Consider the following 25,916-nt stretch of genomic DNA (forward strand, 5'->3'; position numbering starts at 1 on the left):
TTAAAAAAGCAAAGATAATTTTAACAAATATTTATTCGTTTGTTAACAAAAAAATGCTCCCCGTAAAAACGAGGAGCATAAGAAATACTTAATTATTTTTCAATATATTCAATTGCGCTTTCAGCTGCGATTCTACCATAAACAACGATATCAGCAACAGCATTACCACCAAGACGGTTTGCACCATGAATACCACCAGTAACCTCACCGCAAGCATATAAGCCTTCGATTGGATTGCCATCAGTATCAATAACCTCTGCAGAAGTGTTAATCTTAACACCACCCATACAGTGATGGATACCAGGTCCAACGTTTACTGCATAGTAAGGACCAGAAGAAAGGTCAGTCTTTACAGCACCGATTTCACGTCCGAAGTCTTCATCAACTCCAGATGCAACGTAACCAGACCATGTCTCTACTGTTTCTTTTAAAGCTGCAGTTGCATCAGCATCAAATTCCATTGCCTTTGCAAGATCATCAAGAGTATCACCATTTACAAGGTATCCACCCTTTTCAAGCTTAGAAATAACAGCTGAACCTTCATACATATCCTGGTTTACGATAAGCCATACATTACCTGTAGGCTGCTCGATTTCTGCTGCTGAAACTTCATCACGAGTACCTGTCTCGTTGAAGAATCTGTGGCCTTCCTTATTAACAAGGATAGCACCATCACCACGAAGAGCCTCACCAACTAATGTACCATCTGTTGGAACAACTGTAGGATGAAGCTGAATCTGATCAAGATCAACAAAATCAGCGTTAAGATCTCCTAAGAAATCAATTGCATCACCACTTGCTGTAGTAACGTTTGTAGAAATGTATCCTTCTAAGTCAGGACGATATTCTGTAACCTTATCCATGTTACCACCGAAACCACCTGTAGCTACAATAACAGCATCAGCATGAATTGTAACATTGTTTCCAGATGAGCCTGTAGCCTTAACGCCTGCAGCCTTACCATCTTCCATAATGATTTCTGTAGCAGCTGTGTTAGTATGTACCTCGATTCCAAGCTCATCCATTCTTGCAGAAAGCTTATCTACAAGGTAAGAACCAACTGGAATAATGTTTCCGTCAGCATCTACTGGTCTATGTGTACGGTTTGCACTTAAACCACCCATAGTTGCAAGAGGTCCGTTTAATTCGATACCCTCTGAATCAAGCCAATCGATGGCACCTGATGTATTTTCAGCTAATACCTTTACAAGCTCAGGATCGTTCATGTTCTTACCACTCGCCATTGTATCATCGATAAATGACTGAACTGAATCTTCAACACCCTGCTCTTCCTCATAATGAGTCTCAGCAGCGTTCATACCAGAACTTGCACGTGCAGTGTTACCACCAAGGATTGAGTTCTTCTCGAGAAGGATAACTGACTTTCCTTCCTCTGCAGCGCTGATAGCAGCTGTCATACCAGCTCCACCACCACCGATAACTACGATATCAGCTGTTCCTTCGTAGTCCTCAGCAACAGTCTTTGTACCATTAGAACCATCAGCAACAACGCCAGCTTCATTAAGAGCTGCATTTACAGCCTCAAGGAAACCTGTAGAACTGTATGTAGCACCAGCGATAACGTCTACATTACTGTTCTGCTCTTCAATAATTTGAGTCTTTAAGTTGCTCATTGCAACACCACCAACTGAAGGTGTTTCATCAGGAGCATCGTAAGTAATATCTGTGATAGTATCACCATCAACAAATACTGTAACTTCGATGTTACCGCCAAAGCCTTGTGCATTAGCAACATAAGACTTACCAGAAGCTCCTTTCTTTACGAGTGGAGCTAAACCACAGAATAATGCAAGTAATATACAGATTGTTACACCTAAAATTTTCTTTGTACTATTACGCATATTTCCTCCTTACAAAATGATCTTTCTTGGACAAGCTTCTGCACATTTGCCACAGCTTGTACATTTATCTTGATCTATGTGAGCAAAGAATCCATCAACATGAATAGCATCGCTTTCACAGACCTTTTCGCACTTGTGGCAACCAATACAGCCAACTTTACAAACGCTCATAACATCTTTTCCCTTGTCATTATTGTGACAACGAACAGCGTGACCAAAATCGTAAGGAATAAGCTCGATAAGATGATTTGGACATACAGCCACACACTTACCACAAGCCTTACAAGCTTCTTTGTCAACTAAAGCTACACCGTCAACAATATGAATAGCGTCAAATGGACAAGCCTTAACGCATGAGCCGAAGCCCATACAACCATAAGAGCAAGCCTTAGGACCGCCACCTGGCACATATGCCATAGCCTGGCAATCCTCGACGCCTGTGTAATCGTAAAGCTGAGTAGCATTTTCACATGTTCCGTGACACATTACAAATGCAACTTTACGAACACCTTCTTCAGCAGCTACACCCATAATCTCAGAAATCTGAGCCGCAACAGGTGCTCCACCAACTGGGCACTGATTTACAGGTGCCTCTCCCTTTGCGATAGCTGCAGCCAAGCCGGAACATCCAGCATATCCACAACCACCACAGTTATTTCCTGGAAGTGCTGCAAGAACAGCCTCTTCACGTGGATCAACTTCAACCTTAAACTTTTCAGATGAAAAGCAAAGGAAAAATCCAATTATACAACCGGTAGCGCCAACTATAACAGCTGCCAGTAAAATTCCTGTTATACTCATTTGTTAGCCCTCCTTAAATTACTCCAGCGAAGCCCATGAAAGCCATAGCCATAAGTCCCGCTGTAACGAGAACGATAGCTGAGCCCTTGAAGGCCTGTGGAAAATCGTTGTATTCAATCTTTTCTCTAATACCAGCCATGATTACGATTGCAATTGTGAAACCAAGTGCAACACCAAAACCGTTAATTACTGATTCGAGAATGTCATATTCCTTAGTTACGTTATTGATAGCTGTACCAAGCACTGCACAGTTTGTTGTGATAAGTGGAAGGTATACACCAAGTGACTTATAAAGTGAAGGTACGCTCTTTTTAAGGAACATCTCTACGAACTGAACAAGTGCAGCAATAACAAGAATGAAAACGATTGTCTGCATATATTCAAATCCAGTAGGAGCTAAAATAAACTTATAAATAAGTGATGTAACAAATGATGAAATAGTAATTACGAAGATTACTGCTCCACCCATACCTGCTGCTGTCTCAACCCTCTTTGATACTCCAAGGAATGGACAAAGACCAAGGAACTGAGAAAGAACAACGTTGTTAACAATAGCTGAAGCTACTAATAAAAGAATTAAGCTTGTTACGTAACTCATTATTTCTCCTCCTTTCCAGCGATATCGTCAGCATATGAAGAATCAGAACCAGATTTCTCTACGTCTTCTGTATTCTTTGCATTTGCAGTCTGTTTTGTTTCTGTAGGAACAGCCTGTGGCTTAGCAACATCCTTAGGATCAACCGGTGGAACCTCATCAGCCTTGTGAACCAAAGACTTTCCTGTGCATGCACTTGATAAGCTACAACCTGAGCAATCTCCGCCTAAGCATCCCTGCACTGCTGGAAGTGGCTTGCCCTTTGCTTCCATGTTGCGTCTAACAACGTTCATAATTGCAACAAGACAACCAAGTACGAAGAAAGCTCCAGGAGCAAGACCAAATAATGTGATGTGATAATCATTAAGAGGTGCAATAACTGCTCCAAAGATAGATCCGTTTGCAAGAATTTCACGAACAATACCAATAAGAGTAAGTCCTACTGTGAAACCAAGACCCATACCAATACCATCGAACATTGAAGGTATAACAGGATTCTTGCTAGCGTAGCTCTCTGCACGTCCTAAGATGATACAGTTAACTACGATAAGTGGAATATAAATTCCAAGTGATTCGTATAATGAAGGTGTAAAACCTTCCATCAAAAACTGAACAATTGTAACGAAGGATGCAACTACAACGATGAAAGCTGGCATTCTTACTCTATCTGGAATGATATTTCTAAGTGCAGAAATAAGCATGTTAGATAAAACAAGAACAACTGTTGTAGAAAGACCCATACCAATACCATTAATTGCTGATGTGGTAACAGCAAGTGTTGGACACATACCAAGCATTAATACAAAGGTAGGATTCTCCTTCCAAAGTCCGTTATAAACTCTTTCTAGGTTCTTATTCATTAGAAGCACCTCCTACAATAGATTCGAAGTAGGTGACACATGCGTTAATACCACCTGTCATAGCACGTGATGTTACAGTGGCAGCTGAAATAGCATCTACTTCGCTTGATGAAGATGCGCCAGTCTTTGTAACTGTAAAGATTTCTGCTGCTCTGTTAATGAACTGAGCTGAGAATGAACCATCACCTGTATCTTTAGCCTTCATACCAAGACCAGCTGTTTCAGAGATATCTGTAATAGAATAGCCATTGATAATACCATCATTTGTGATACCAACAGAAAATGTAATATTTCCGCCGTAACCAGCAGATGTAGTAACTGTAAGAACATATCCGATTACGTTGTTTGACGCATCAAGTGCCTCTACACAATTATCGATTGTCTCTGTACCGTATCCTGCCTGATTAACATAATCAGTTGCAGCTGAAGAATCAAAATCCTCAATTTCAGCGAATGAAGCTGCATCTGCAAATACTGAAGAATATGCTTCCTTCATAGCGTCCTGATGAGCTTTTTCAATAGGAGCTTTTGTGATTTCGTATACAAGTCCTAAAGCGAAGCCTGCTACAAGAGTAATACAGGTAAGGACTAAAGCGTCTTTTACCAATTTATTCATTAGACTTCACCTCCTTTGAAATTCCAAAGGCTCTAGGTACTGTAATCTTCTCGATAAGTGGAACAAGAAGGTTGCTAAAGATGATAGCGTAGCTAACACCCTCTGCGCTGTTTCCGAAGAATCTGAAGATACCTGTTAAAACACCAAGACAAATACCAAAAAGGACTTTGCCAAGAGGTGTGATTGGTGATGTAACATAATCTGTCGCCATGAAGAATGCACCAAGCATTAATCCACCACCGCAAAGATGTGCAACAAGGAATGTTGTATCTAATCCATGTCCTCCAAATAAAATAACGAAAATGGAGAATGTAAGAATATAAACACCAGGAATAACTAAATCAATTACTCCTAATAAAATAAGGATAATTGCTCCAATTAGAATGCAAAGAGCACTAGTCTCACCAATTGTACCTGCTGTACGACCAATCAACATATCGAGAGTGTTTACATTACCACCACCGATTGATGTAAGAGGTGTAGGACCAGCAACGCCATCGTACTCGAAATGAGTCATTGTTCCCGCGAATGAAATAAGCAAGAATACACGTCCACCAAGTGCTGGGTTCATGAAGTTCTGACCTAATCCGCCAAATAACATCTTTACAACTACGATTGCAAAAACGCTACCAAGCACTGCCTGCCATACAGGAAGTGTATGTGGTAAGTTGAGTGCAAGAAGAAGTCCAGTAACAGCTGCACTTAAATCGCCTATTGTATTCTTCTTCCCTACTGCTTTTTCAAATAAGAACTCTGATAATACACAAGATGTGATACATACTGCTATAAGTAATAATGCACGAATTCCAAAATTGATAATACCAAATAGTGTAGTTGGCATAAGGGCAATTATCACATATAACATGATAATACTACTGTCGTCCTTCGCTCTGACATGTGGAGATGAAGAAACTTTTAATAAATTACTCACTTTCTACCCCATCCTTTCTACTTTTTTCTCTTATCTGCAAGAATTTGTTTTTTCATAGTCTTAATTGACTGAGCAAGTGGCTTTCTAGCTGGGCAAGCAAAGCTGCAGCTACCACATTCAATACATTCAAGACCATACCATTTTTCGAACGTTTCCTTGTCTCCGTGATCAGAGAACTTAGAAAGTCTAGAAGGTATTAATTTTTCAGGACAAGCCTCAACACATCTACCGCAATTGATACAAGCAGTAGTTTCGTACATTGAAACTTCATCTTCTGATAAACAAACAAGTGCGCCAGATGTCTTTGTTGTAGGGATATCAGCATCCATAACAGCAAATCCCATCATAGGACCACCTGAAATGATTTTTGCTGGCTCTCTAACGAATCCGCCAGCTGCTTCAAGGATTTCCTTGCAGCTCATACCGATGCAGATTCTGTAGTTGCGTGGCTCCATAACTGCATCACCAGTAAGTGTGAAGATACGGTCCATAACTGGCTTTCCTTCAACAATTGCTGTATAGATAGCATTTATAGTAGCAACGTTGTCTACGATACATCCAGCATCAGCAGGAAGCATCTTTGAGTTAATCTCACGACCTGTGCACGCCTTGATAATCTGACGCTCACCACCCTGAGGATACTTTGTAAGAAGTGGAACCACTTCGATACGTGGCTCATTCTCAACAAGCTTCTCTAATGATGCAATAACATCAGATTTGTTGTCTTCTACGCCAAGTAAACCTTTTGCCTTTGGGAAAAGCTGAAGAATAATCTTCATGCCAGTGATAAGCTTTTCTGGCTCTTCAACCATACTTCTATAGTCTGATGTAAGATAAGGTTCACATTCAGCACAGTTTGCAATAATATATTCAATCTTCTCAGGATTGTTAGGTGAAAGCTTAACATGAGTAGGGAAACCAGCTCCTCCCATGCCTACGATACCTGCATCCTGAATCTTCTTGATGATTTCTTCATTGGAGAGTTTTGTGAAATCCTCGCAAGGTTCAAAACCTGTTTCAATGAATTGGCCATCGCTTTCAATTATGATAGAATTAACCATGTCGCCTGTTGCGACGCGTCTTGGCTCAATAGCCTTGACTGTACCGGAAACGCTTGAGAAAATTGGTGCAGACACAAATCCGCCTGCTTCAGCAATTTTCTGACCTCTGAGCACACTATCGCCTACTGCGACACATGCTTGTGCTGGTGCACCTATGTGCTGGGATAATGGATATACCATTAAGCCCTGTGGCTTAATATCCTTAATAGGCTTTTCTTTGGAAAGTTCCTTGCCTTCATAAGGGTGAACGCCACCTTTAAATGTTCTAAGGCCCATTAGCATTTACTCCTCTCTTTCTTTAACGTTAATTAGATTATATCATTTAAAATACTGAAGTAGAGAAAATTTATCATTAATATTGTACATTTTTAAATACCAAAGTATGAAAAATTTGTGTATAATTTAACGAAAAAAACTCTAAAAGGCGCGTTATATTATGGAAATAATTAAAAATACTTACGAATTAGATAACTTAAGCTATGCAATTGACAAATATTTTGATAAAACCACACTTTTCTTTGATATTGAGTGTACAGGCCTATCTCCTAGGAAATCTTTCATTTATTTAATTGGATATGCTACAAGAAACGAAAATTCTGTCACTATCACACAGTTATTGGCAGCAAATGAATCCGAAGAAATCGATATTATTAAAGAATTTGAAAACGTCATGTCTGGGTATGAAAATCTGCTCGGATTCAACTCTACACGATTCGATGAATCTTTTATTGTAGAAAGATGTAGAAAATACAATTTCAACACCAAGATTAAATCTAAGAATCATATGGATATGTATTTAAAAACTACAAAAGCCAGATGCCTTCTTGATCTTCCAAACTATAAACAAAAGACTATCGAGCAATATCTAGGGTTAAATCGCGATGATAAATACAACGGAGGAGAACTTATACCTGTATACGAAAAATACTCTCAAACAGGCGATTTAGAGTCCAAAAAACTTATTCTTCTCCATAATTATGAAGATGTTCAAGGTATGATATATATTACCGATATTTTGGCATACCCTGATTTGTTTAATTCGCAATTACGATATATTTCTCATGAACTCGAATCTAATAAACTCAGATTTATAGTAGAAACTGATATCGCAATTCCGAATTCAATTAATAAGCAGCGAGATTACGGTTTATATATTATAAAGGACAATCGTATATACGTTACGTTGGATTTGTTTGACGGAGAACTGGTTACCTTCCTGCCCGATTACAAGAATTATTACTATCTGATAAATGAGGATATGATAATTCCTAAATCATTAGGAGAAAGCATGGATAAAAACAGTCGACGTCCAGCTAAAAAACAAGATTGTAAAGTAAAAAAGGAAGGACAATTCCTTGCCCTCCCTGAAAAAATCGATATCGGAACTACCCGATTATTCAAACCTTCGTATGAAGCAAAGGAGGCATTTGTGGATGTCAATGACATAACTCCTAATCTTCTACTGAAGGTTGTAAGATACATGCTTAAGCACTAGTTTTTCTCATAATAGAAAGAGTAACGACGCTTATATCCAAGATCTTTATAATTAATAACCTGCTCTGTAGAGCCAATAAATAAAATGCCACCAGGACGAAGTGATTTGCAGAATTTGTCATAAACTTCGTCCTTTGCTTCATCTGTAAAGTAAATCAATACATTTCGACAAACAATCATATCGTAGTTTGTAGGATATGTATCGCGAAGCAAATTATGCTCTTTAAATTCTACACACTTCTTTATATCTTCACTTATCTGGAATGAATTTCCTACTGGTGTAAAGTACTTCTTTTTTAAATCTGCAGGAACATTTGCAATGCTTTTGGCATTATATAAGCCAACCTTTGCAGTTGCAATTACCTGCTTATCAATGTCAGTTGCAAGAATCTTAATCTTATTAAGAGGAAGATGCTGCGATAAAGCCATTACCAAAGAATAAGGCTCATCTCCAGTAGAACAAGCAGCACTCCAAATTTTAAGATTCTGACCAGAATGTTTGATAAGCTCTGGAATGAATTCTTTTGTAAGAAGATCCCACTGCTCTGGATTTCTATAAAACTCAGAAACGTTTATAGTGAGGAAATTAACGAACTCATCAAAAACTTCTTTATCACTCTTTAAAAGAGCAACATAATCGTGATACTCCTTGCATTTATGTTTAGTAACAAGAGAATCGATACGTCTACGCATCTGCTTCTCTTTATAGGAACTTAAATCGATTTTAGTAAGATCATAAACCTCTTTCTTGAATCCATCGTAATTGTCCATATAATCTTCTCCTATCTATTTTTATATTTCTTTCTGTAACTCGGAATAGATACATTATATACATTATTTGTGTATTTATTGTTATTTTTCTAAGAATAATTGCATTTGAAATAGAAAAAAGGTCTAGATTTAAAACCTAGACCTTAAAAATAGTCAAAAGATTATTCTTCTGTAGCAGCTACTTCTTCGATATTTACATCTGCAACATCTGCATCATCAGCAGCCTCTGGCTCAAGAAGAGCCTTGATAGAAAGGCTAATCTTCTTCTCAGCATCGTTGAATTCAACAACTTTTGCTTCAATGTCCTGACCAATTGTAAGAACATCTGAAGGCTTTTCAATACGATCCTTAGAAATCTGAGATACATGAAGAAGTGCATCGATTCCAGGAGCAAGCTCTACGAAAGCACCAAAGTCTTTCATACGAACTACTTTACCCTTTACTACAGAACCTACTGCATACTTATCTGCAGCGCCGTTCCATGGATTCTCGTTATCGAACTTGCAAGAAAGAGCAATTTTGCCATCCTTGATTTCCTTAACGAATACCTTGATTGTATCGCCAACGTTAAGAGTCTTTGTAGGATTCTCAACACGGCCCCAGCTCATCTCTGAGATATGAAGAAGACCATCAGCACCACCTAAATCGATGAATGCACCGAAGTCTTTAACATTCTTAACTGTTCCTTCGAATTCCTGTCCAACAGCAATCTTAGACATAAGCTCTTCCTGAGCCTTTGCTCTATCAGCAACAAGAAGCGTCTTTCTGTTACCAATGATTCTACGACGCTTTGGATCGAACTCTGTGATTACAAAGCTGATTTCCTGACCCTGGTACTTTCCAAGATCCTTTTCATAAACATCTGATACAAATGAAGCTGGAATAAATACTCTAGCCTCATCAACAACAACTGTAAGGCCACCCTTAAGAACCTTATCAACTGTAGCTGTAAGAACCTCTCCGCTTTCAAAAGCTTCTGCAAGTCTTTCGTTGCCCTTTTCCTGAGCAAGTCTCTTGTATGAAAGAAGAACCTGACCCTCACCATCATTTACCTTGATTACGATAGCTGATAAAGGATCACCAACTTTAACTACAGTAGTAAGATCGACGTTTGATTCATTTGTGTACTCTGAACGTGTTATGATACCATCTGACTTGTAACCGATATTTAAAACGATTTCATCTGGCTTTACGCTAATAACAGTACCGTCTACTACCTCTCCATTGTGTATAGTTTTAAATGATTCCTCCAACATTTGTTCAAAACTCATTTCTGACATTTCTTTTGAACCTCCTCAATAATATTGTTTGGGGTGGATGCCCCTGCGGTAATACCTACACTTTCAATGGAACTAAGGTCAGATGGCTGGAAATCATCAGCCGTCTGTATATAGTAAGTATTGTTGCATCGTGTTTTGCATATCTCGTACAACTTTTGTGTATTGGATGAATTTTTACTTCCAATAACAAGCATAGCATCGACCTGTGACGCAATGTCAAAAGCCTCAACCTGCCTTTTATTAGTCGCATCGCATATTGTATTCAAAACAATAATATGATAACCTTTTTGCTTTATAATTTCAACTAATTCTTGAAATTTATTGTGGTTAAAGGTGGTTTGAGAAACAATACAAATAGTATCGTGAGAATTAACTGAAAAGTCTTTAGCGCTTTGCTCTCCTGAAATCACAGTATACTTATCTCCGTTAATCCAACCAACTATGCCTCGAACCTCGGGATGATCCGGATTTCCAATGATTACAATGTACTCGCCATTCTTAGAATGTTCATCAACTGCACGATGAATCTTTTTTACAAAAGGACATGTAGCATCAATAACATTGTGACCAGCAGCCTTCAAACCTTCCTCAACAGCTTTTGTAACACCGTGAGAACGAATGATAACAGTTCCTGGCTCATAATTCTTATTGGAATCCTCGTCCATAACCTGAACTCCATGGCTCTCGAAGTCTTTTACAACTTCTTCATTATGAATAATGGGACCATAGGTATAAAGTGGAGAAACTCCCTCTTCTATTTGTTTGTTTACAACATCAACAGCTCTTTGCACTCCAAAGCAAAAACCTGCAGATTTAGCTAAGATTACTTCCATATATAATACCTTTATTTACATAAATCTATAATTGCAGCAACTACTTCATCAATAGTCATGTCTGAACTATCAACTAATACTGCATCATCAGCCTGCTTCAATGGGCTTATTTCTCTGTGAGAATCTCTGTAATCTCTCTCTTCGATATCCTTTGCGATTTGATCAAAATCAGGATTAGCACCCTTAGCCTTAAGCTCATCAAAACGTCTCTTCGCTCTGCATTCAACAGAAGCAGTAAGGAAAACCTTAACATCTGCGTTAGGAAGAACTACTGTACCAATATCTCTTCCATCCATAATTACATCTGTAGTTTTAGCAAGCTCCTGCTGTAAAGCAACAAGCTTTGTTCTAACTGCAGAATAAACTGATGTTGCGCTGGCCATGTTTCCAACCTCTTCTGTTCTGATAAGACCAGTAACATCCTCGCCATTAAGGATTACATGCTGAGCACCATCTTCATATTTAATAGAAACAACTATTTCATCTACCTTTTTAGAAATAGATTTCTCGTCATCTGAAGCGATACCTGCTCTAAGAAAATAAAGTGCCATTGCTCTATACATAGCACCAGTATCTACATATACATATCCTTTCTTTGCTGCAACAGCTTTAGCTATTGTAGATTTACCTGCACCTGCAGGTCCGTCGATTGCAACATTCATTGCCATAATATATATCCTCCGTAAAATAATTAAATACTAAGTCCAGCAAGATAACCTGTAGACCATGCTATCTGAAGATTGAATCCACCTGTAAAGGCATCCAAATCCAGAACCTCTCCAGCAAAAGAAAGGCCATTTATATTTTTACATTTCATAGTGGATGGGTCAATATCCTTGACACAAACTCCACCCTGAGTGACAATTGCTTCTTTGAATTCTCTCAGTCCCGAAATAGTAAAAGGAAAATTCTTAAGGAGCTTAATAATATTGTTTCGCTCTTCCTTGGTGATTGAGTTGATTTGTCTACTATCGTCGATATCTAATAGTTCGATAAAGACAGGAACCATGGACGAAGGAAGTAGCCCTCTAAGTACTGAACTAAGATGCTTATTCATATTGTCATTAAAGTCCCTAAGTATTCTGGCATCCAGCTCTTCAACAGAAAGCGCAGGCTTCAAGTCGATAAAAGCATTAAGCTTACCTTCACTCTGTAGAGTCTTGCCAATTATAGAGCTTGCTGAAAGCACCAGCGGGCCGGAAACACCAAAGTGAGTAAATAGCATTTCACCAAAATTGTCATAAAGCTTTTTCTTTCCATTATATATAGAAAGATTTACATTCTTTAGAGAAAGGCCCTGCATAGACATAACATAGTCTTCTTTAACATTAAGTGGAACTAAAGCCGGTCTTGTATCGGTAACACCTATGCCGATTTTTTTAGCCCAGCGAAGACCATCACCTGTAGAACCGGTAGTCTGATATGAAAGCCCTCCGGTACAAACAATAACATGATCAGCCTTTAACTGAGTTTTATCCTTAAGTGATACTCCAACAGCTGTATCATTTTCAATTAATATATTAGAACCTTCTGTGTTAAGAAGAATATTTACATTGTATTCATCAAGACCGTTTTTTAAGGCCTTTGTAATATCCGAAGCGTGGTCCGAAACCGGAAAGGCTCTATTTCCTCTTTCAACCTTTGTCTCGGTGCCATGCATTTCAATGAAGCCAATCATAGCATCTGAATTAAAGGTATATAATGCACTGTACAAAAACTTAGGATTGCTAACAACATTCTTGAAAAAATCTGTCTCATCACAGGCATTAGTAAAATTACATCTACCCTTTCCTGTAATATAAATCTTTTTTCCTAGCTTTTCGTTTTTCTCTAACAAAGTGACATCATGGCCACACATACCAGCAGCATAAGCTGCCATCATGCCGGCAGCACCGCCGCCAACAACAATAACTTTACTCATTAAAAATCTCCTGAATAATTCATTTTAATAGAATCATCCACCAAATCTATTTCATCATTTTCGTAGAATTGATAATCATTCCATATGTTTTCAATCATATCTAGATTGTTTGCAACCGTAGCTTGATTACGATTACAAAGCTCAACGATTAACGCATTTATTACAGACAGAGGGGCCACTAGCGAATCTACCACATAATGCATTCCGCTTTCTGCAATGAGATTGCAAGAACTGTAAAGATTCATAGGTGAATGAATTGAATCTGTAATAGTCACTACATGAGCTCTTCGATTATTTGCAAACTCCAAAGCCTTCAATGTACGCATTGAATAGCGTGGGAAGGAAATACCAATGATACAATCTTCCTCGTTAATATGAATCATCTGTTCAAATAGCTCTGAAGTAGAACTTGTTTGAAGATTAATTACATTATCAAAAATCATATTTAGATAAAATGCTAAAAATGAAGCCAACGGCGCGCATGTACGTAGACCTACGATGTATATTCTTCTTGCACTATTAATTGCTTCAACTGCATTTTCAAAAGCAGCTTCATCAATAGATTCCATGGTGTTTTTAACCTTTAAGGCATCTGCAGATAATACAGAACGCAAAACTCCATTTTGCTCGATGCCTCCATTTGTAAGCTCAATTCTATCTGTAGTATTAAGCTTTGTTCTAACCATTTCCTCTAATGCTTGCTGAAACTCTGGATAACCCTTATACCCAATAAAAGAAGCAAAACGTACTACAGTAGATTCAGATACGCCAATAATATCTCCGAGCTTTGCTGCAGTAAGGAAAACAGCCTTATCAAAATTATCAATAATATAATTTGCAAGAAGCTTTTGTCCCTTTGACATTCTGCCGTAATTTTCATTAATCTTTGAAATTAAATCAGTTGTAGTAGCCATAAATACTCCTTTTACCAATCATTGAGATATTTATTATACTATGCAAAAAAAGGCAATGCAAGAAATCTTGCATTGCCTCATCACTATTGAAATTAAACTGGATAAGCTTTATTTTCCTTATCAGCCTTTGCAGGATCAACCTTTGTCTGCTGAGCCTCACGATACTCGAAGAACTCTGTAGCAACCTTTGGGAATAATGCGTATGATAACACATCCTCATCCTGCTGTTTCCATCTAGCACATTCCTCTTCAAACTTCTTAAGTCCTGGCTCAAGTAAGTCTGCTGGACGGCATGTGATAGCTTTATCTTTGTCAGCACCAAGTGCCTTCTCTACAACCTCTGGGTTGAAAGGCTTAACTGTCTGACCATACTTTCCAAGGAGAATATCCTTAGTCTGCTCTGTAACAACCTTGTATCTCTCACCCATAAGAACATTGAATACAGCCTGTGTACCAACGATCTGAGAAGAAGGTGTAACAAGTGGTGGCTCACCAAGATCCTTACGTACACGTGGTACTTCCTCAAGAACCTCGCGAAGCTTATCTTCCTTACCCTGCTCTTTAAGCTGGCTGATAAGGTTTGAAAGCATACCACCTGGAACCTGATAACGAAGTGTGTTGATGTTTACGCCAAGTACCTTTGTTGACATAAGACCACTTTCGATGCACTCTTCTCTGTATGGTCTGAAGTAATCAGCAATTTCTGAAAGAAGTTCCTGATCAAATCCTGTATCGTAAGGTGTTCCTTCGAATGCAGCAGCCATAACTTCTGTTGCAGGCTGAGATGTACCAAGTGCGAATGGTGACATTGCGCAGTCGATAATATCACAACCAGCTTCTACAGCCTTTAAGTATGTCATACTAGCAACACCTGATGTGTAGTGAGTATGAAGCTCGATAGGAAGGCTTGTAGATTCCTTTAATGCTGAAACAAGCTCTGAAGCCTTAGCTGGAACAAGAAGACCAGCCATATCCTTGATACAGATTGAAGATGCACCCATATCTTCGATACGCTTTGCAATATCCTTCCAGTAATCAAGTGTATAAGCCTCACCAAGAGTGTATGAAAGGGCAACCTGTGCATGTCCTTTCTCTTTGTTTGTAGCATTAACTGCTGTCTGAAGGTTTCTGATATCGTTAAGGCAGTCAAAAATACGAATGATATCAATACCATTTGCAATTGACTTCTGAACGAAGTATTCAACAACATCATCTGGATACTGGCTGTATCCTAAGATGTTCTGACCTCTGAAAAGCATCTGAAGCTTTGTATTCTTAAATCCATCACGAAGCTGTCTAAGTCTATCCCATGGATCTTCCTTAAGGAAACGAAGACATGCATCAAATGTAGCACCACCCCAGCACTCTACTGCGTTATATCCAACCTGGTCCATTTTATCAATGATAGGAAGCATAATTGAGGTAGGCATACGTGTTGCTATAAGAGACTGATGCGCATCACGGAGCACTGTCTCTGTAATTTTAACTGGCTTTGGACTAATATCTGCCATTTGTAATTCCCTCCTGAATAATTAATATGTAAGAACTAAACACCGAATATCGCCATAAATACACCGGCTGCTACGGCTGTTCCGATAACGCCTGCTACGTTAGGTCCCATAGCGTGCATAAGTAAGAAGTTTGTAGGATCTTCCTCTGCACCGACCTTCTGTGAAACACGGGCTGCCATTGGTACAGCAGAAACACCTGCCGATCCAATAAGTGGATTGATTTTTCCACCTGTAACATGGCAAAGAATCTTTCCAAATAATACACCAGCAGCTGTACCGAATACGAATGCAACAAGACCAAGAACAACGATCTTGAGAGTAGCTGGATTCAAGAATGCTTCAGCTGATGTAGAAGCTCCTACTGATGTACCAAGTAAAATAACTACGATGTACATAAGTGCATTTGATGCTGTCTCTGTAAGCTGATTTACAACACCAGACTCCTTGAATAAGTTACCAAGCATAAGCATACCAACAAGAGGAGCTGTTGTAGGTAAAATCAAGCATACAATAATTGTAACAACGATTGGGAAGAGAATCTTTTCAAGCTTTGATACAGGTCTAAGCTGTGCCATCTTGATTGAACGCTCTTCTTTTGTTGTAAGTGCCTTCATAATAGGTGGTTGAATAATTGGAACAAGTGACATATATGAGTATGCTGCTACAGCAATTGGTCCCATAAGTGCTGATTGTCCAAGTTTACCAGCCAAGAAAATAGATGTAGGTCCATCTGCTCCACCGATGATTGATACAGCAGCTGCTGCCTGATCTGAGAATCCTAAAAGGATTGCAAGAAGGTAAGCTGTGAAAATACCAATCTGTGCTGCAGCGCCAAGCCAAAAGCTTATTGGATTAGCGATAAGTGGACCGAAATCAGTCATTGCTCCAACGCCCATGAAAATAAGCGAAGGAAGAATTGAATACTCATCAAGAGTATAGAAATAATAAAGCAAGCCGCCTACACCATTAGATGTTTCCTCTGGTGATGCAATAATGTCAGGGTAAATATTAACCAATAACATACCAAATGCGATTGGTAATAAAAGAAGTGGTTCATATCCCTTTTTAATTGCAAGATAAAGGAAAACACAGGCAACCGCTATCATGACAAAGTTTCCCCAAGTCAAATTTGCAAATGCAGTTTGACCGGCGAGATTTAACAATGTCTCTCCAACGTAACTCATGTGTAATCCTCCTATTAGTTCATAGTTGCAAGTAATGCGCCAGCCTCAACCTGCTGTCCTTCGTTACAATTGATTGATGCAACAGTTCCATCCTGTGGTGCAACAACAGGTGTTTCCATCTTCATAACCTCAAGAACTACAACTGGATCACCCTTCTTAACTGCTGTACCAGCTGCAGCTGCAATCTTAACAACCTTACCAGCTGCTCCAGCTTCAATCTTAACACCGCCTGCAGCGCCTGTAGCAACTGGAGCTGGTGCTGCTGCCTTAGGTGCAGCTGCAGGAGTAACTGGAGAAACACCAGAACCTCCCTTATCTTCTACAGTAACATCATATACTGTTCCATTAACAGTGATTGTATAATTTTTCATGGAAAAATCCTCCTAATTCTAATGTCTTTTCTTGATAGAACGAACTACAAACGAATCTGTAGAAGCTCCTGTACTAGCAGCGATTGCTGCGGCAATTACAGCAACAAGCTGTAAATCATCTGTTTCGTTTTTAACTGGTGCAGGTGTCTTGCTAACAACTGGAGCAGCCACAGCACCCTCTTTCTTTTCTTTTGACTTCTTTTCAAGCTTTGGAATAATTTCAAAAAGCTTGATTACGCCAGACATTACAACAAGCATAAAGAACACAATAAGGATACCCATTACTGTATTCAAAGCAGCCTTCTGCATTGTCTCACCTAAAGTGTATACTGGCTCAATATTCATTGCAGTTGGAGTAGATGCATCTAATGTACTGTAAACAAAAGTCATCTTTAAATCTCTTTTTGAGTAATCTCCAATAAGTGTTGCAGTGATTGTCTTACCAGATTTCTCGACATTAAATTCGCCGATTCCAACATATTCATTGGACTCATCGTAACAGTCCTTGTAATCCTCAAGAAGTGTTACAAGTGTTGCACCATCTTCATATGACGAAATATATGAAATATTGTAGTCAATTGCTGCTTCATCAAGTGTTGAAAGCTGTGTAAGCATGCTAGACAATTCTGATTGATAGTCAGCTTCTGTACGACCACCTAATGTATCATCCTTTTGGCCGCCACACGCCATCAAACCAAGAGCAAGCGCTAAGGTGCATAAGCAAATCTTTAATTTATTCTTCATATGTTCACCTTCCTGCTCTTAAAAGAACATTTCAAATCCTGCAATAATATATTTTCTAGCATCTGCCATTGAAACGATTCTATCGATATGTCCGTGAGCAGCTGCTGTAAGGGCACTATCCTGAAGCTCAGCATAATCTTTTTCGATTGCTGCAGCATCTGTACCATTATCTGCAAGAATCTTTGCAGCCTTAGAAGCTTCCATTGCTCCAACAGATGTGCTTTCAAAAGCATAAACTAAATCTGCACCAAGTGACTTAGAATTCATAAGTACATAAGGTGTTCCGTAGCCCTGCTTTGTAATAAGATTAATCTTTGGAACGCTAGCATCTACAAAGCGCTGTGTCATTTGTGAAAGAGCTCTTGGAAGTCTCTTTTCCTGACATGTGCAAGACTTGAAAGCTGCAACATTTGTAATTGAAAGAACTGGGATTTCATACATATCACAAAGATCTACGAAATCAGCAGCCTTCTCACAGCCAGCAGCTGAAAGAACAGCTTCGCCATCAACCTCTCTATTACCAACAACGCCGATAGTAACACCATCAAGCTTAATAAGACCTGTTACCATTTCTTTTGCAAAACCAGCCTTAAGTTCAACAAACTGTCTGTTATCAGCAAGCTCTGTAGCAACTGCAGCTGCATCTGTAAGCTTACCCTCAAGGCCTTCTGCTGCTCTATTAAGATCATCACTTGCTTCTACGATGTCGTTTGGAATCATAGAAATAACCTGTCTCATAGATGAAACAACCTCTGCAAGTGAACCATGCATATCTACTGTACCAGCTTCTTCAAACTGGAATGTAGCTGAAGAAGTATCGCATTTATCAGAACTGTTTCCAGAAATTGTATCTGGTGAGTTAATGAAAAGCTTTGCTCCATCAACCATAAATGTGAAATCTGCAAGTGCAGGTAATACTGAAAGACCTCCACCACAGTTGCCAGCTACACAAATAAGCTGTGGAATAACCCCTTTAACATCAGCGGCTCTTTCAATAACAGAACCAAGTGCTTCAAGTGCATCGAACGACTCCTGAAGACGAACTCCACCACAATCAATAAAGCCGATTACTGGTGCACCAACCTTAAGTGCCATGTCATATACAGAAAGAATCTTTTTAGCGTGCATTTCACCAATTGTGCCACCCAAAACATCGGCATTCTGGCTAAATACAAATACTAAAGTTCCATCCACAAGACCATGTCCAATAATTACTCCGTCTGATGGTTCCTTTTTCGCATCAAGGTTAAAATCAGTGTTGCGACTTGTTACTAATGACTGAAGCTCAACAAAGCTGTTGTCATCAAGTAACGCGTTAATTCTAGCCTGAGCCTGACTTAAATCATTACCCATCTTATACCTCCATTTATATAAATTATTTCAAAATTTCTCGCAAGTTTAATGATAACCATTTTTACCACCCATTTCAATGCGAATGTGTTAAAAAATTGTCATAAATTTATAAGGAAAAGATTGGTCATTATTTTCCTTGAAAAATAGGCATAAAAATGGCCAATCCAAAGGATGGATTGGCTATATAAAATACATATAAAATTAAATGGTAACTTCAACCTTGCTAGCCTCGTTTTCAGCCTCGATTTTAAACTCTTCGATTTGAGTTTGAGAAAGCTCAGGAAGCTCTTCGATTGAACTAACGCCAAACGAACGAAGGAACTCCTCTGTAGTACCAAAAAGCATAGGTCTACCAGGTGCATCGAGACGGCCAAGCTCTGTACAAAGACCAAACTCAACAAGCTTTGATACAGCAAAATCGCAGGAAACACCACGAATCTTTTCGATTTCTGATTTAGTGATTGGCTGTTTGTAAGCAATAATAGAAAGTGTCTCCAGCAAAACATCAGTAAGAACGTATTTCTTAGGTTGCTTTGCTATACGAATAAGGTATTCGTAAATATCAGGGCTAGTGCACATCTGATAAGCCCCATCGATTTCTGTAATTGTAATACCTCTATTTTGTTCTTTATAGCTATTTTTTAAAGATTCAATAGCTTCAACTACCTGCTTTTCTTCTATTTCAAGAGCCTTTGCTATCTTAGATGGCTCAACAGTGCCACCCATTGCAAAAAGAATACCCTCAACTATATTTTCAATTTCTTTGATTTCCATAAATCCTCCTCAAAAATATGCTTTCTAAGCAGCTATCTTTGATTCTATAAGAATATCTGTAAATGTATCTTCCTGAGTAATATTAATCTGACCAGCTTTCATCATTTCAAGAATGCAAAGGAATGTAACGATAACCTCTGTCTTTGAATGAGCTGCCTCAAGAAGATTTCTAAAACTAAATGTATTGTGAGCCTTTGCAAATGCAATGGTCCATTCCATTTTCTGCTCAAGGCTAACTTCTTCTTTTTTGATTTTGCCGAATGTAGAACGAATTGGATCTCGGCGATTATCCTGTCTCTTAAGAACTTGATTAAAAATGTCGTTAAGCTTGTTAAGAGTTAAGTCGCTCATGAGCTCCTCTAAATCAACTGGCTGCTCATATTTGAGAACTTCCTCAGGAATAGTAGGCTCCTTGTAGAATACAAGGCTAGCATCCATCTGTCTATCCCTAAGCTGGTAAGAAATTGTTTTGTACATTTTGTATTCCAACAACTGCTGTACCAACTCTGCGCGAGGATCCTCAGCTTCCTCTCCATCCTCTTCTTTTTCTTCTCGAGGGAGAAGCATACGGCTTTTGATATCCAAAAGAGTTGTTGCCATGAGCAAGAACTCACTCATAACGTCCAAATTGCTTTGGTCCATAGCACGGACATATTCCATATATTGATCTGTAATCTCAACAATAGGAATATCGTAAATATCAACTTTATTCTTATCTATCAGGTGAAGAAGCAAATCCAAAGGACCTTCAAATGCCTGAAGCTTAACATTCATTTCCAAGTTTTTCTCTCCCTATAGTCCGCATGTTACGCTCACAAGCATTATGATTTCTTCGCTCGACATGATGTCTCGCTTAAGAAATATAATAGCTTGTTAGCTACATGCTCATTAAAAATAAAAAATGGTCCCTTACGCTTAGACCACGTATGAGACCATTATAAAAGACTATATTGTGTATGTCAACACGATATACCACTATATGTAGTTGTCAGACAATTTTAAAGCGACTCTAAAGTCTTGCGGATTTCAATGATGAAATCCCTTGAATTAAGGACTGTTGGGTTCTCAATAGATGTGATAAGAGCCAAGTCTTTGGTCATCTTACCATCTTCGATTGTCTTAATACAAGCCTGCTCAAGCTTATCAGCAAATGCTGAAAGCTCAGGAATATTGTCTAATTCACCGCGCTTTCTAAGAGCGCCAGTCCAAGCAAAAATTGTAGCTACAGAGTTTGTAGAAGTCTCTTCACCTTTTAAGTGCTTGTAATAATGACGCTGAACTGTACCATGAGCTGCTTCGTATTCATAATAGCCTGCTGGACTAACTAGAACTGAAGTCATCATAGCAAGAGAACCAAATGCAGATGAAATCATATCTGACATAACATCACCATCATAGTTCTTGCATGCCCATATAAATCCACCCTCAGACTTCATAACACGAGCAACAGCATCATCAATAAGTGTATAGAAATATTCTATACCAGCCTTATCAAATGCTTCTTTGTACTCCTTATCAAAGATTTCCTGGAATACATCTTTGAATGTATGGTCGTACTTTTTAGAAATTGTATCCTTTGTAGCAAACCATAAATCCTGCTTTGTATCTAAAGCGTATTTAAAACAGCTATGAGCAAAACTCTCAATTGAATCATTAAGATTGTGCTGACCTTGAACCACACCAGGTCCATTAAATGTATGAACTAAAGCTCTCTCTTCTGTTCCGTCCTCAGCCGTGTATACAAGCTCAACCTTACCAGCCTTTGGAACAACCATCTCAGTATTCTTATAGACATCACCATAAGCGTGACGAGCAATTGTAATAGGCTTCTTCCAAGATTTAACATTTGGTTCGATTCCTTTTACAACAATAGGAGCTCTGAATACTGTGCCATCAAGGATTGCACGAATTGTACCATTTGGACTCTTCCACATTTCCTTAAGGTTGTATTCAGTCATGCGTGCAGCATTAGGAGTAATGGTGGCGCACTTTACAGCAACACCATATTTCTTTGTAGCTTCAGCTGACTCCACCGTAACCTTGTCATCTGTCTCATTTCTGTGCTCTAAACCTAAATCATAATACTCAGTTTTTAAATCAATGAATGGAAGAAGTAGCTCGTCCTTAATCATCTGCCAAAGGATACGAGTCATCTCGTCTCCGTCCATCTCAACCAAAGGTGTCGTCATCTGAATTTTGCTCATACATTATCTCCTTAACCCAGTCCGCCAGTAGCTATCAAGCTACTGGCTCAATTAACAATCAAATTACAGTACTACTTAACCACGAGGTTTACGATTTTGTTTGGAACGTAAATCTCTTTTACAAGGTTCTTGCCATCGAGAGCTTTTGCTACATTTTCATCAGCCTTTGCGCTTGCAAGAGCTTCATCCTTATCGCATCCGTTAGGGATTGTGATTGTAGCTTTAAGCTTTCCGTTAACCTGAACAGCAATCTCAATTGAAGATTCTACAATCTTCTTAGGATCAAATTCTGGCCACTGTGAAAGTGAGCAGTATCCCTCACCGCCAAGTTCTGCATACATCTCTTCGCAAAGATGTGGTGCAAATGGGCTGAGAATCTTTACAAGAAGCATAAGGTTATCCTTTGTAATATGACCTTCTGCTACGATATCGTTAAGGAGTCCCATCATTGCAGCAATAGCTGTGTTGAACTTCATAGCTTCGATATCTTCTGTAACCTTCTTTATTGTCTTATGAATTCCTGTTTCAATCTTTTCGCTATTTGCTTCATCTGTAATGATGTCTGTAAGACCAGCAAATCTCTCAAGGAATCTCTTACATCCACGAACTGAAGCATCTGACCAAGGAGCAGCTGCACCATAGTCACCCATGAACAATACGTATGTACGAAGTGTATCAGCACCGTATGCATCAACAATATCAAGTGGATCAATTACATTGCCACGAGACTTAGACATCTTCTGTCCGTCCTCGCCAAGGATCATACCCTGAGCACTTCTCTTCTTATATGGCTCTGGAGTATTAACAACACCAAGGTCATAAAGGAAGTGATGCCAGAAACGTGAGTAAATCAAGTGACGAGTAACGTGCTCCATACCACCGTTGTACCAATCTACTGGCATCCAGTAGTTGAGCTTTTCTCTAGCAGCAAATTCGTTGTCATTATGTGGGTCGATGTAACGAAGGAAATACCAAGAAGAACCAGCCCACTGAGGCATAGTATCTGTCTCACGTTTTGCAGCGCCGCCACACTTAGGACATTTGCAATTTACAAAGCTTTCTACTCTAGCAAGTGGAGACTCTCCATCTGTACCAGGCTCAAACTTCTCCATTACAGGAAGCTTAAGTGGAAGCTCCTCATATGGAACTGCAACATCGCCACATGTAGGACAATGTACGATTGGAATAGGCTCGCCCCAGTAACGCTGTCTATTAAATGCCCAATCCTTCATCTTGAACTGAACACCAGCCTTACCACAGCCAAGCTTTTCAAGCTCCTGAATCATTCTATCGATTGAGTCCTTTTTGTTGTTAAGACCATTAAGGAACTCAGAGTTAATCATGTTTCCTTCGCCTGTGTAAGCTTCTTTTGTAACGTCTCCACCCTCGATAACAGGGATGATATCGATACCAAACTTAGTAGCGAAGTCCCAGTCACGCTGATCATGAGCAGGAACGGCCATGATTGCACCAGTACCGTAGCCCATCATTACGTAATCTGAAATGAATACAGGAATCTTCTTTCCTGTGATTGGGTTGATTGCATCAAATCCCTCAACACGTACACCTGTTTTATCCTTTGAAACAAGCTGTGTACGCTCAAACTCAGATTTCTTCTGGCACTCTGCTCTGTAAGCAAGGATAGCGTCCATGTTAGAAATCTTGTCTGCATATTTATCAATATATGGATGCTCAGGAGCAATAACCATAAATGTAACACCGCAAAGTGTATCTGGGCGTGTTGTGTAAATCTCAAGCTTATCTTCGATTCCTTCAAGTGTGAAGTTTACGAAAGCACCCTTTGATTTACCAATCCAGTTAACCTGCTGCTGCTTGATATTCTCTGGGAAATCAAGACCATCAAGTCCCTGAAGAAGCTTATCAGCGTACTCTGTGATACGAAGATACCAAACGTCCTTTTCCTTCTGGATAACGTCTGTATCACAGATATCACATTTACCGCCCTGTGAATCCTCGTTTGAAAGTACTACCTTACAATGTGGGCAGTAGTTAACAAGAGTCTTATCTCTGAAAACAAGGCCCTTCTCGAACATCTTAAGGAAAATCCACTGAGTCCACTTGTAGTAGTCCTCCTGTGTAGTGTCGATTGTACGACTATAATCAAAAGAGAATCCTACACTCTTAAGCTGAGTAGTAAATTTCTTGATATTGTCATCTGTAATCTTTCTTGGATGAGTGTTTGTCTTTACAGCGTAATTCTCTGTAGGAAGACCAAATGCATCAAAACCGATAGGGAATAATACATTGTATCCCTGCATTCTTCGCTTTCTAGATACTACCTCAACTGAAGAATAAGCCTTGATATGTCCAACGTGCATACCAGCACCAGATGGATATGGAAACTCTACAAGACCATAGAATTTTGGCTTATCAGAACCGTCAACAGCTTTGAAAATCTCGTCCTTTTCCCAAGCTGCTTGCCATTTTTTCTCAATAGCTTTAAAGTTATGTTTCATTTTCTCACCTCGTAATCTATACAACTAACCGAAATTATAATAAAAGCTGTAGAGTTTTGCAATGAAAACATCTACAGCTTTTTAATAATTATCGCTCTTTTCCTGTGGTGACACGACCTTCTTCCTCGGGGTCATACCCTGTCCAAATGTCGTCACCAAAATTGTAATAATAAATGCTAAATCGCTCTAATGTATTACCCTCAAAAACATATGAAGATAAATCTTTCAATAAATAGTCTTTATATTTTACCAGATGCCCTCCATTAATAAGGCTATCCGGATATGATAGATATACATAAACAATTTTATTATCATCGTCATCAAGTAACGCATACTCATATACGCTACTTTGACCATCAGATGCGATATACGCAGGATAATTATAAGACTCCTCGTCATACAGAATCTTGTTTATATGATAGTCACTATCTTCCTTGTTAGTGTCATAGATAGTACATTTAATTTCAGATAAACGTTCTACTTCCTTATCATAATTCTCATCTGTATATGTGGCCTCTAAAATTATGTCGCCATCTGTATCAAAAAGCCCTGTTTTAAGAAAATACTCATAGTCTGAGGATAACATATCAGATACATCGTCAGGAAATATTAATAAACTACTGTTTAAATCTCCTCCGTATTCCTCTAATATGTATTCTTTATCATAGTTTTCAATTCCCGTTTTATGTACATAAGGTTGCGACATTTCATAAAAGCAAAGAACATATATAAATAAAAAAACAAGAATAAATCGCAAACTAAATATAGCAAGAACTCCTACAATAACTTTTACAACTAGGCCAAAATGCTTTTTCTTCGCCAGCTTCTGCAAAATGCCATTAGTATACAAAGTGGTTATTGCCATACCAACAAAGCCAAGAAAAGAAAAAAGAATAGCCAAAGCCCTCATAAAATTGGGCTCATAATTAATGCATTGAAGCGCAATTGCAAGAGTAAGTAAAAAGGTCCCCACCAAGCTAAAGCCTCTCACCCAATTAAGAAGATTAGTTTTTTCAGCATCTGCATAATCAGCCATTTTCTCAGCAACATCATGTAATTCTTCATTCATCATATCGCTTTTTCTTTCACCTTCAATTATCTCGCGAACATCTACATCAAAGAAGTCAGCAATTTCTACCAATAAAGATATATCTGGCAAGTTGCTTCCGGTCTCCCATCTTGATATAGTTCTTGAGCTCACATTGAAAACCTGGGCAAGCATTTCTTGAGTCATTTGTTTTTCATTTCTAAGCTGTTTTAAAAACTTGCCAATTTTCTGTTGATCCAAAGTGAATTTCCTCCTTTCGTTGATAATTGAAGTATAAAATATAAGCTAAAAATTAACAGGACACAAAACGA

At 38.8% G+C, this 25,916-nt stretch carries 24 protein-coding genes; 1 reads left to right on the forward strand and 23 read right to left on the reverse strand.

Annotation, left to right across the window (positions count from 1 at the left end; all coding sequences use genetic code 11):
• Nucleotides 1-92: 92 nt before the first annotated feature.
• The 7 genes from CRN97_RS00760 to rsxC are packed head-to-tail and all read right to left on the reverse strand — an operon-like array spanning nucleotide 93 to nucleotide 7,002.
• Complete coding sequence (locus CRN97_RS00760) at nucleotides 93-1,862, reverse strand: flavocytochrome c (protein ID WP_097075490.1); 1,770 nt, start codon at nucleotides 1,860-1,862, stop codon at nucleotides 93-95.
• A gap of 9 nt (nucleotides 1,863-1,871) precedes the next feature.
• Nucleotides 1,872-2,663, reverse strand: coding sequence for an RnfABCDGE type electron transport complex subunit B (locus CRN97_RS00765; RefSeq protein WP_044934543.1), 792 nt, complete (start codon nucleotides 2,661-2,663; stop codon nucleotides 1,872-1,874).
• Nucleotides 2,664-2,676: 13 nt separating this feature from the next.
• Nucleotides 2,677-3,261: an electron transport complex subunit RsxA gene (gene rsxA / locus CRN97_RS00770; RefSeq protein ID WP_033154153.1), complete on the reverse strand. Its 585-nt coding sequence runs from the start codon at nucleotides 3,259-3,261 to the stop codon at nucleotides 2,677-2,679.
• A complete protein-coding gene (rsxE, locus tag CRN97_RS00775) occupies nucleotides 3,261-4,118 on the reverse strand; it encodes an electron transport complex subunit RsxE (protein WP_044934544.1) in 858 nt (285 codons plus the stop codon). Before rsxE ends, rsxA begins: the two co-directional genes overlap by 1 nt.
• Nucleotides 4,111-4,734: an RnfABCDGE type electron transport complex subunit G gene (locus CRN97_RS00780; RefSeq protein WP_097075491.1), complete on the reverse strand. Its 624-nt coding sequence runs from the start codon at nucleotides 4,732-4,734 to the stop codon at nucleotides 4,111-4,113. Before CRN97_RS00780 ends, rsxE begins: the two co-directional genes overlap by 8 nt.
• Entirely contained in the window at nucleotides 4,727-5,665 is a 939-nt protein-coding gene (locus CRN97_RS00785) for an RnfABCDGE type electron transport complex subunit D (RefSeq protein ID WP_074788941.1), read from the reverse strand. Before CRN97_RS00785 ends, CRN97_RS00780 begins: the two co-directional genes overlap by 8 nt.
• Before the next feature lie 17 nt (nucleotides 5,666-5,682).
• Nucleotides 5,683-7,002: an electron transport complex subunit RsxC gene (gene rsxC / locus CRN97_RS00790; protein ID WP_097075492.1), complete on the reverse strand. Its 1,320-nt coding sequence runs from the start codon at nucleotides 7,000-7,002 to the stop codon at nucleotides 5,683-5,685.
• Nucleotides 7,003-7,162: 160 nt separating this feature from the next.
• Between rsxC and CRN97_RS00795 the strand changes: the two genes are divergently transcribed.
• The gene (locus CRN97_RS00795; RefSeq protein WP_097075493.1) at nucleotides 7,163-8,221 is read left to right on the forward strand and encodes a ribonuclease H-like domain-containing protein; all 1,059 of its coding nucleotides are present in this window, start codon (nucleotides 7,163-7,165) and stop codon (nucleotides 8,219-8,221) included.
• On the opposite strand, the gene CRN97_RS00800 is transcribed toward CRN97_RS00795, so the two are convergent.
• The 16 genes from CRN97_RS00800 to CRN97_RS00875 form a co-directional block, all read right to left on the reverse strand.
• On the reverse strand, nucleotides 8,218-8,991 hold the full coding sequence (locus CRN97_RS00800; protein WP_097075494.1) for a CheR family methyltransferase: 774 nt from the start codon (nucleotides 8,989-8,991) through the stop codon (nucleotides 8,218-8,220). The two genes, CRN97_RS00795 and CRN97_RS00800, sit on opposite strands and share 4 nt — an antisense overlap.
• Before the next feature lie 161 nt (nucleotides 8,992-9,152).
• Entirely contained in the window at nucleotides 9,153-10,271 is a 1,119-nt protein-coding gene (gene rpsA, locus CRN97_RS00805) for a 30S ribosomal protein S1 (RefSeq protein ID WP_044934556.1), read from the reverse strand.
• A complete protein-coding gene (gene ispH, locus CRN97_RS00810; protein WP_044934558.1) occupies nucleotides 10,259-11,104 on the reverse strand; it encodes a 4-hydroxy-3-methylbut-2-enyl diphosphate reductase in 846 nt (281 codons plus the stop codon). Before ispH ends, rpsA begins: the two co-directional genes overlap by 13 nt.
• A gap of 11 nt (nucleotides 11,105-11,115) precedes the next feature.
• Complete coding sequence (gene cmk, locus CRN97_RS00815) at nucleotides 11,116-11,772, reverse strand: (d)CMP kinase (protein ID WP_097075495.1); 657 nt, start codon at nucleotides 11,770-11,772, stop codon at nucleotides 11,116-11,118.
• A gap of 23 nt (nucleotides 11,773-11,795) precedes the next feature.
• Nucleotides 11,796-13,025 carry a BaiN/RdsA family NAD(P)/FAD-dependent oxidoreductase gene (locus tag CRN97_RS00820; RefSeq protein ID WP_097075496.1) on the reverse strand — a complete coding sequence of 410 codons (1,230 nt, stop codon included), beginning with the start codon at nucleotides 13,023-13,025 and terminating at the stop codon, nucleotides 11,796-11,798.
• Entirely contained in the window at nucleotides 13,025-13,939 is a 915-nt protein-coding gene (locus tag CRN97_RS00825) for a MurR/RpiR family transcriptional regulator (protein ID WP_044934565.1), read from the reverse strand. Before CRN97_RS00825 ends, CRN97_RS00820 begins: the two co-directional genes overlap by 1 nt.
• Nucleotides 13,940-14,031: 92 nt before the next feature.
• Nucleotides 14,032-15,450, reverse strand: coding sequence for an oxaloacetate decarboxylase subunit alpha (locus tag CRN97_RS00830; RefSeq protein WP_074788948.1), 1,419 nt, complete (start codon nucleotides 15,448-15,450; stop codon nucleotides 14,032-14,034).
• Between the two features lie 35 nt (nucleotides 15,451-15,485).
• Nucleotides 15,486-16,634, reverse strand: coding sequence for a sodium ion-translocating decarboxylase subunit beta (locus CRN97_RS00835; protein WP_097075497.1), 1,149 nt, complete (start codon nucleotides 16,632-16,634; stop codon nucleotides 15,486-15,488).
• Nucleotides 16,635-16,648: 14 nt separating this feature from the next.
• Nucleotides 16,649-17,005 carry a biotin/lipoyl-containing protein gene (locus tag CRN97_RS00840; protein ID WP_033154167.1) on the reverse strand — a complete coding sequence of 119 codons (357 nt, stop codon included), beginning with the start codon at nucleotides 17,003-17,005 and terminating at the stop codon, nucleotides 16,649-16,651.
• Nucleotides 17,006-17,023: 18 nt separating this feature from the next.
• Entirely contained in the window at nucleotides 17,024-17,749 is a 726-nt protein-coding gene (locus CRN97_RS00845; RefSeq protein WP_097075498.1) for an OadG family protein, read from the reverse strand.
• A gap of 18 nt (nucleotides 17,750-17,767) precedes the next feature.
• Entirely contained in the window at nucleotides 17,768-19,102 is a 1,335-nt protein-coding gene (locus CRN97_RS00850; protein WP_097075499.1) for a carboxyl transferase domain-containing protein, read from the reverse strand.
• A gap of 201 nt (nucleotides 19,103-19,303) precedes the next feature.
• Complete coding sequence (gene scpB / locus CRN97_RS00855; protein ID WP_074788951.1) at nucleotides 19,304-19,876, reverse strand: SMC-Scp complex subunit ScpB; 573 nt, start codon at nucleotides 19,874-19,876, stop codon at nucleotides 19,304-19,306.
• A 24-nt stretch (nucleotides 19,877-19,900) separates the two neighbouring features.
• Complete coding sequence (locus CRN97_RS00860; RefSeq protein ID WP_074788952.1) at nucleotides 19,901-20,656, reverse strand: segregation and condensation protein A; 756 nt, start codon at nucleotides 20,654-20,656, stop codon at nucleotides 19,901-19,903.
• A gap of 218 nt (nucleotides 20,657-20,874) precedes the next feature.
• Nucleotides 20,875-22,080 carry an NADP-dependent isocitrate dehydrogenase gene (locus CRN97_RS00865; protein ID WP_097075500.1) on the reverse strand — a complete coding sequence of 402 codons (1,206 nt, stop codon included), beginning with the start codon at nucleotides 22,078-22,080 and terminating at the stop codon, nucleotides 20,875-20,877.
• 71 nt (nucleotides 22,081-22,151) lie between these two features.
• The gene (gene leuS, locus CRN97_RS00870) at nucleotides 22,152-24,557 is read right to left on the reverse strand and encodes a leucine--tRNA ligase (RefSeq protein WP_097075501.1); all 2,406 of its coding nucleotides are present in this window, start codon (nucleotides 24,555-24,557) and stop codon (nucleotides 22,152-22,154) included.
• Between the two features lie 88 nt (nucleotides 24,558-24,645).
• On the reverse strand, nucleotides 24,646-25,845 hold the full coding sequence (locus CRN97_RS00875) for a helix-turn-helix domain-containing protein (protein WP_097075502.1): 1,200 nt from the start codon (nucleotides 25,843-25,845) through the stop codon (nucleotides 24,646-24,648).
• Nucleotides 25,846-25,916 lie beyond the last annotated feature (71 nt).

This window comes from Pseudobutyrivibrio ruminis DSM 9787, from assembly GCF_900218035.1.
Taxonomy (GTDB): Bacteria; Bacillota; Clostridia; order Lachnospirales; family Lachnospiraceae; genus Pseudobutyrivibrio; species Pseudobutyrivibrio ruminis.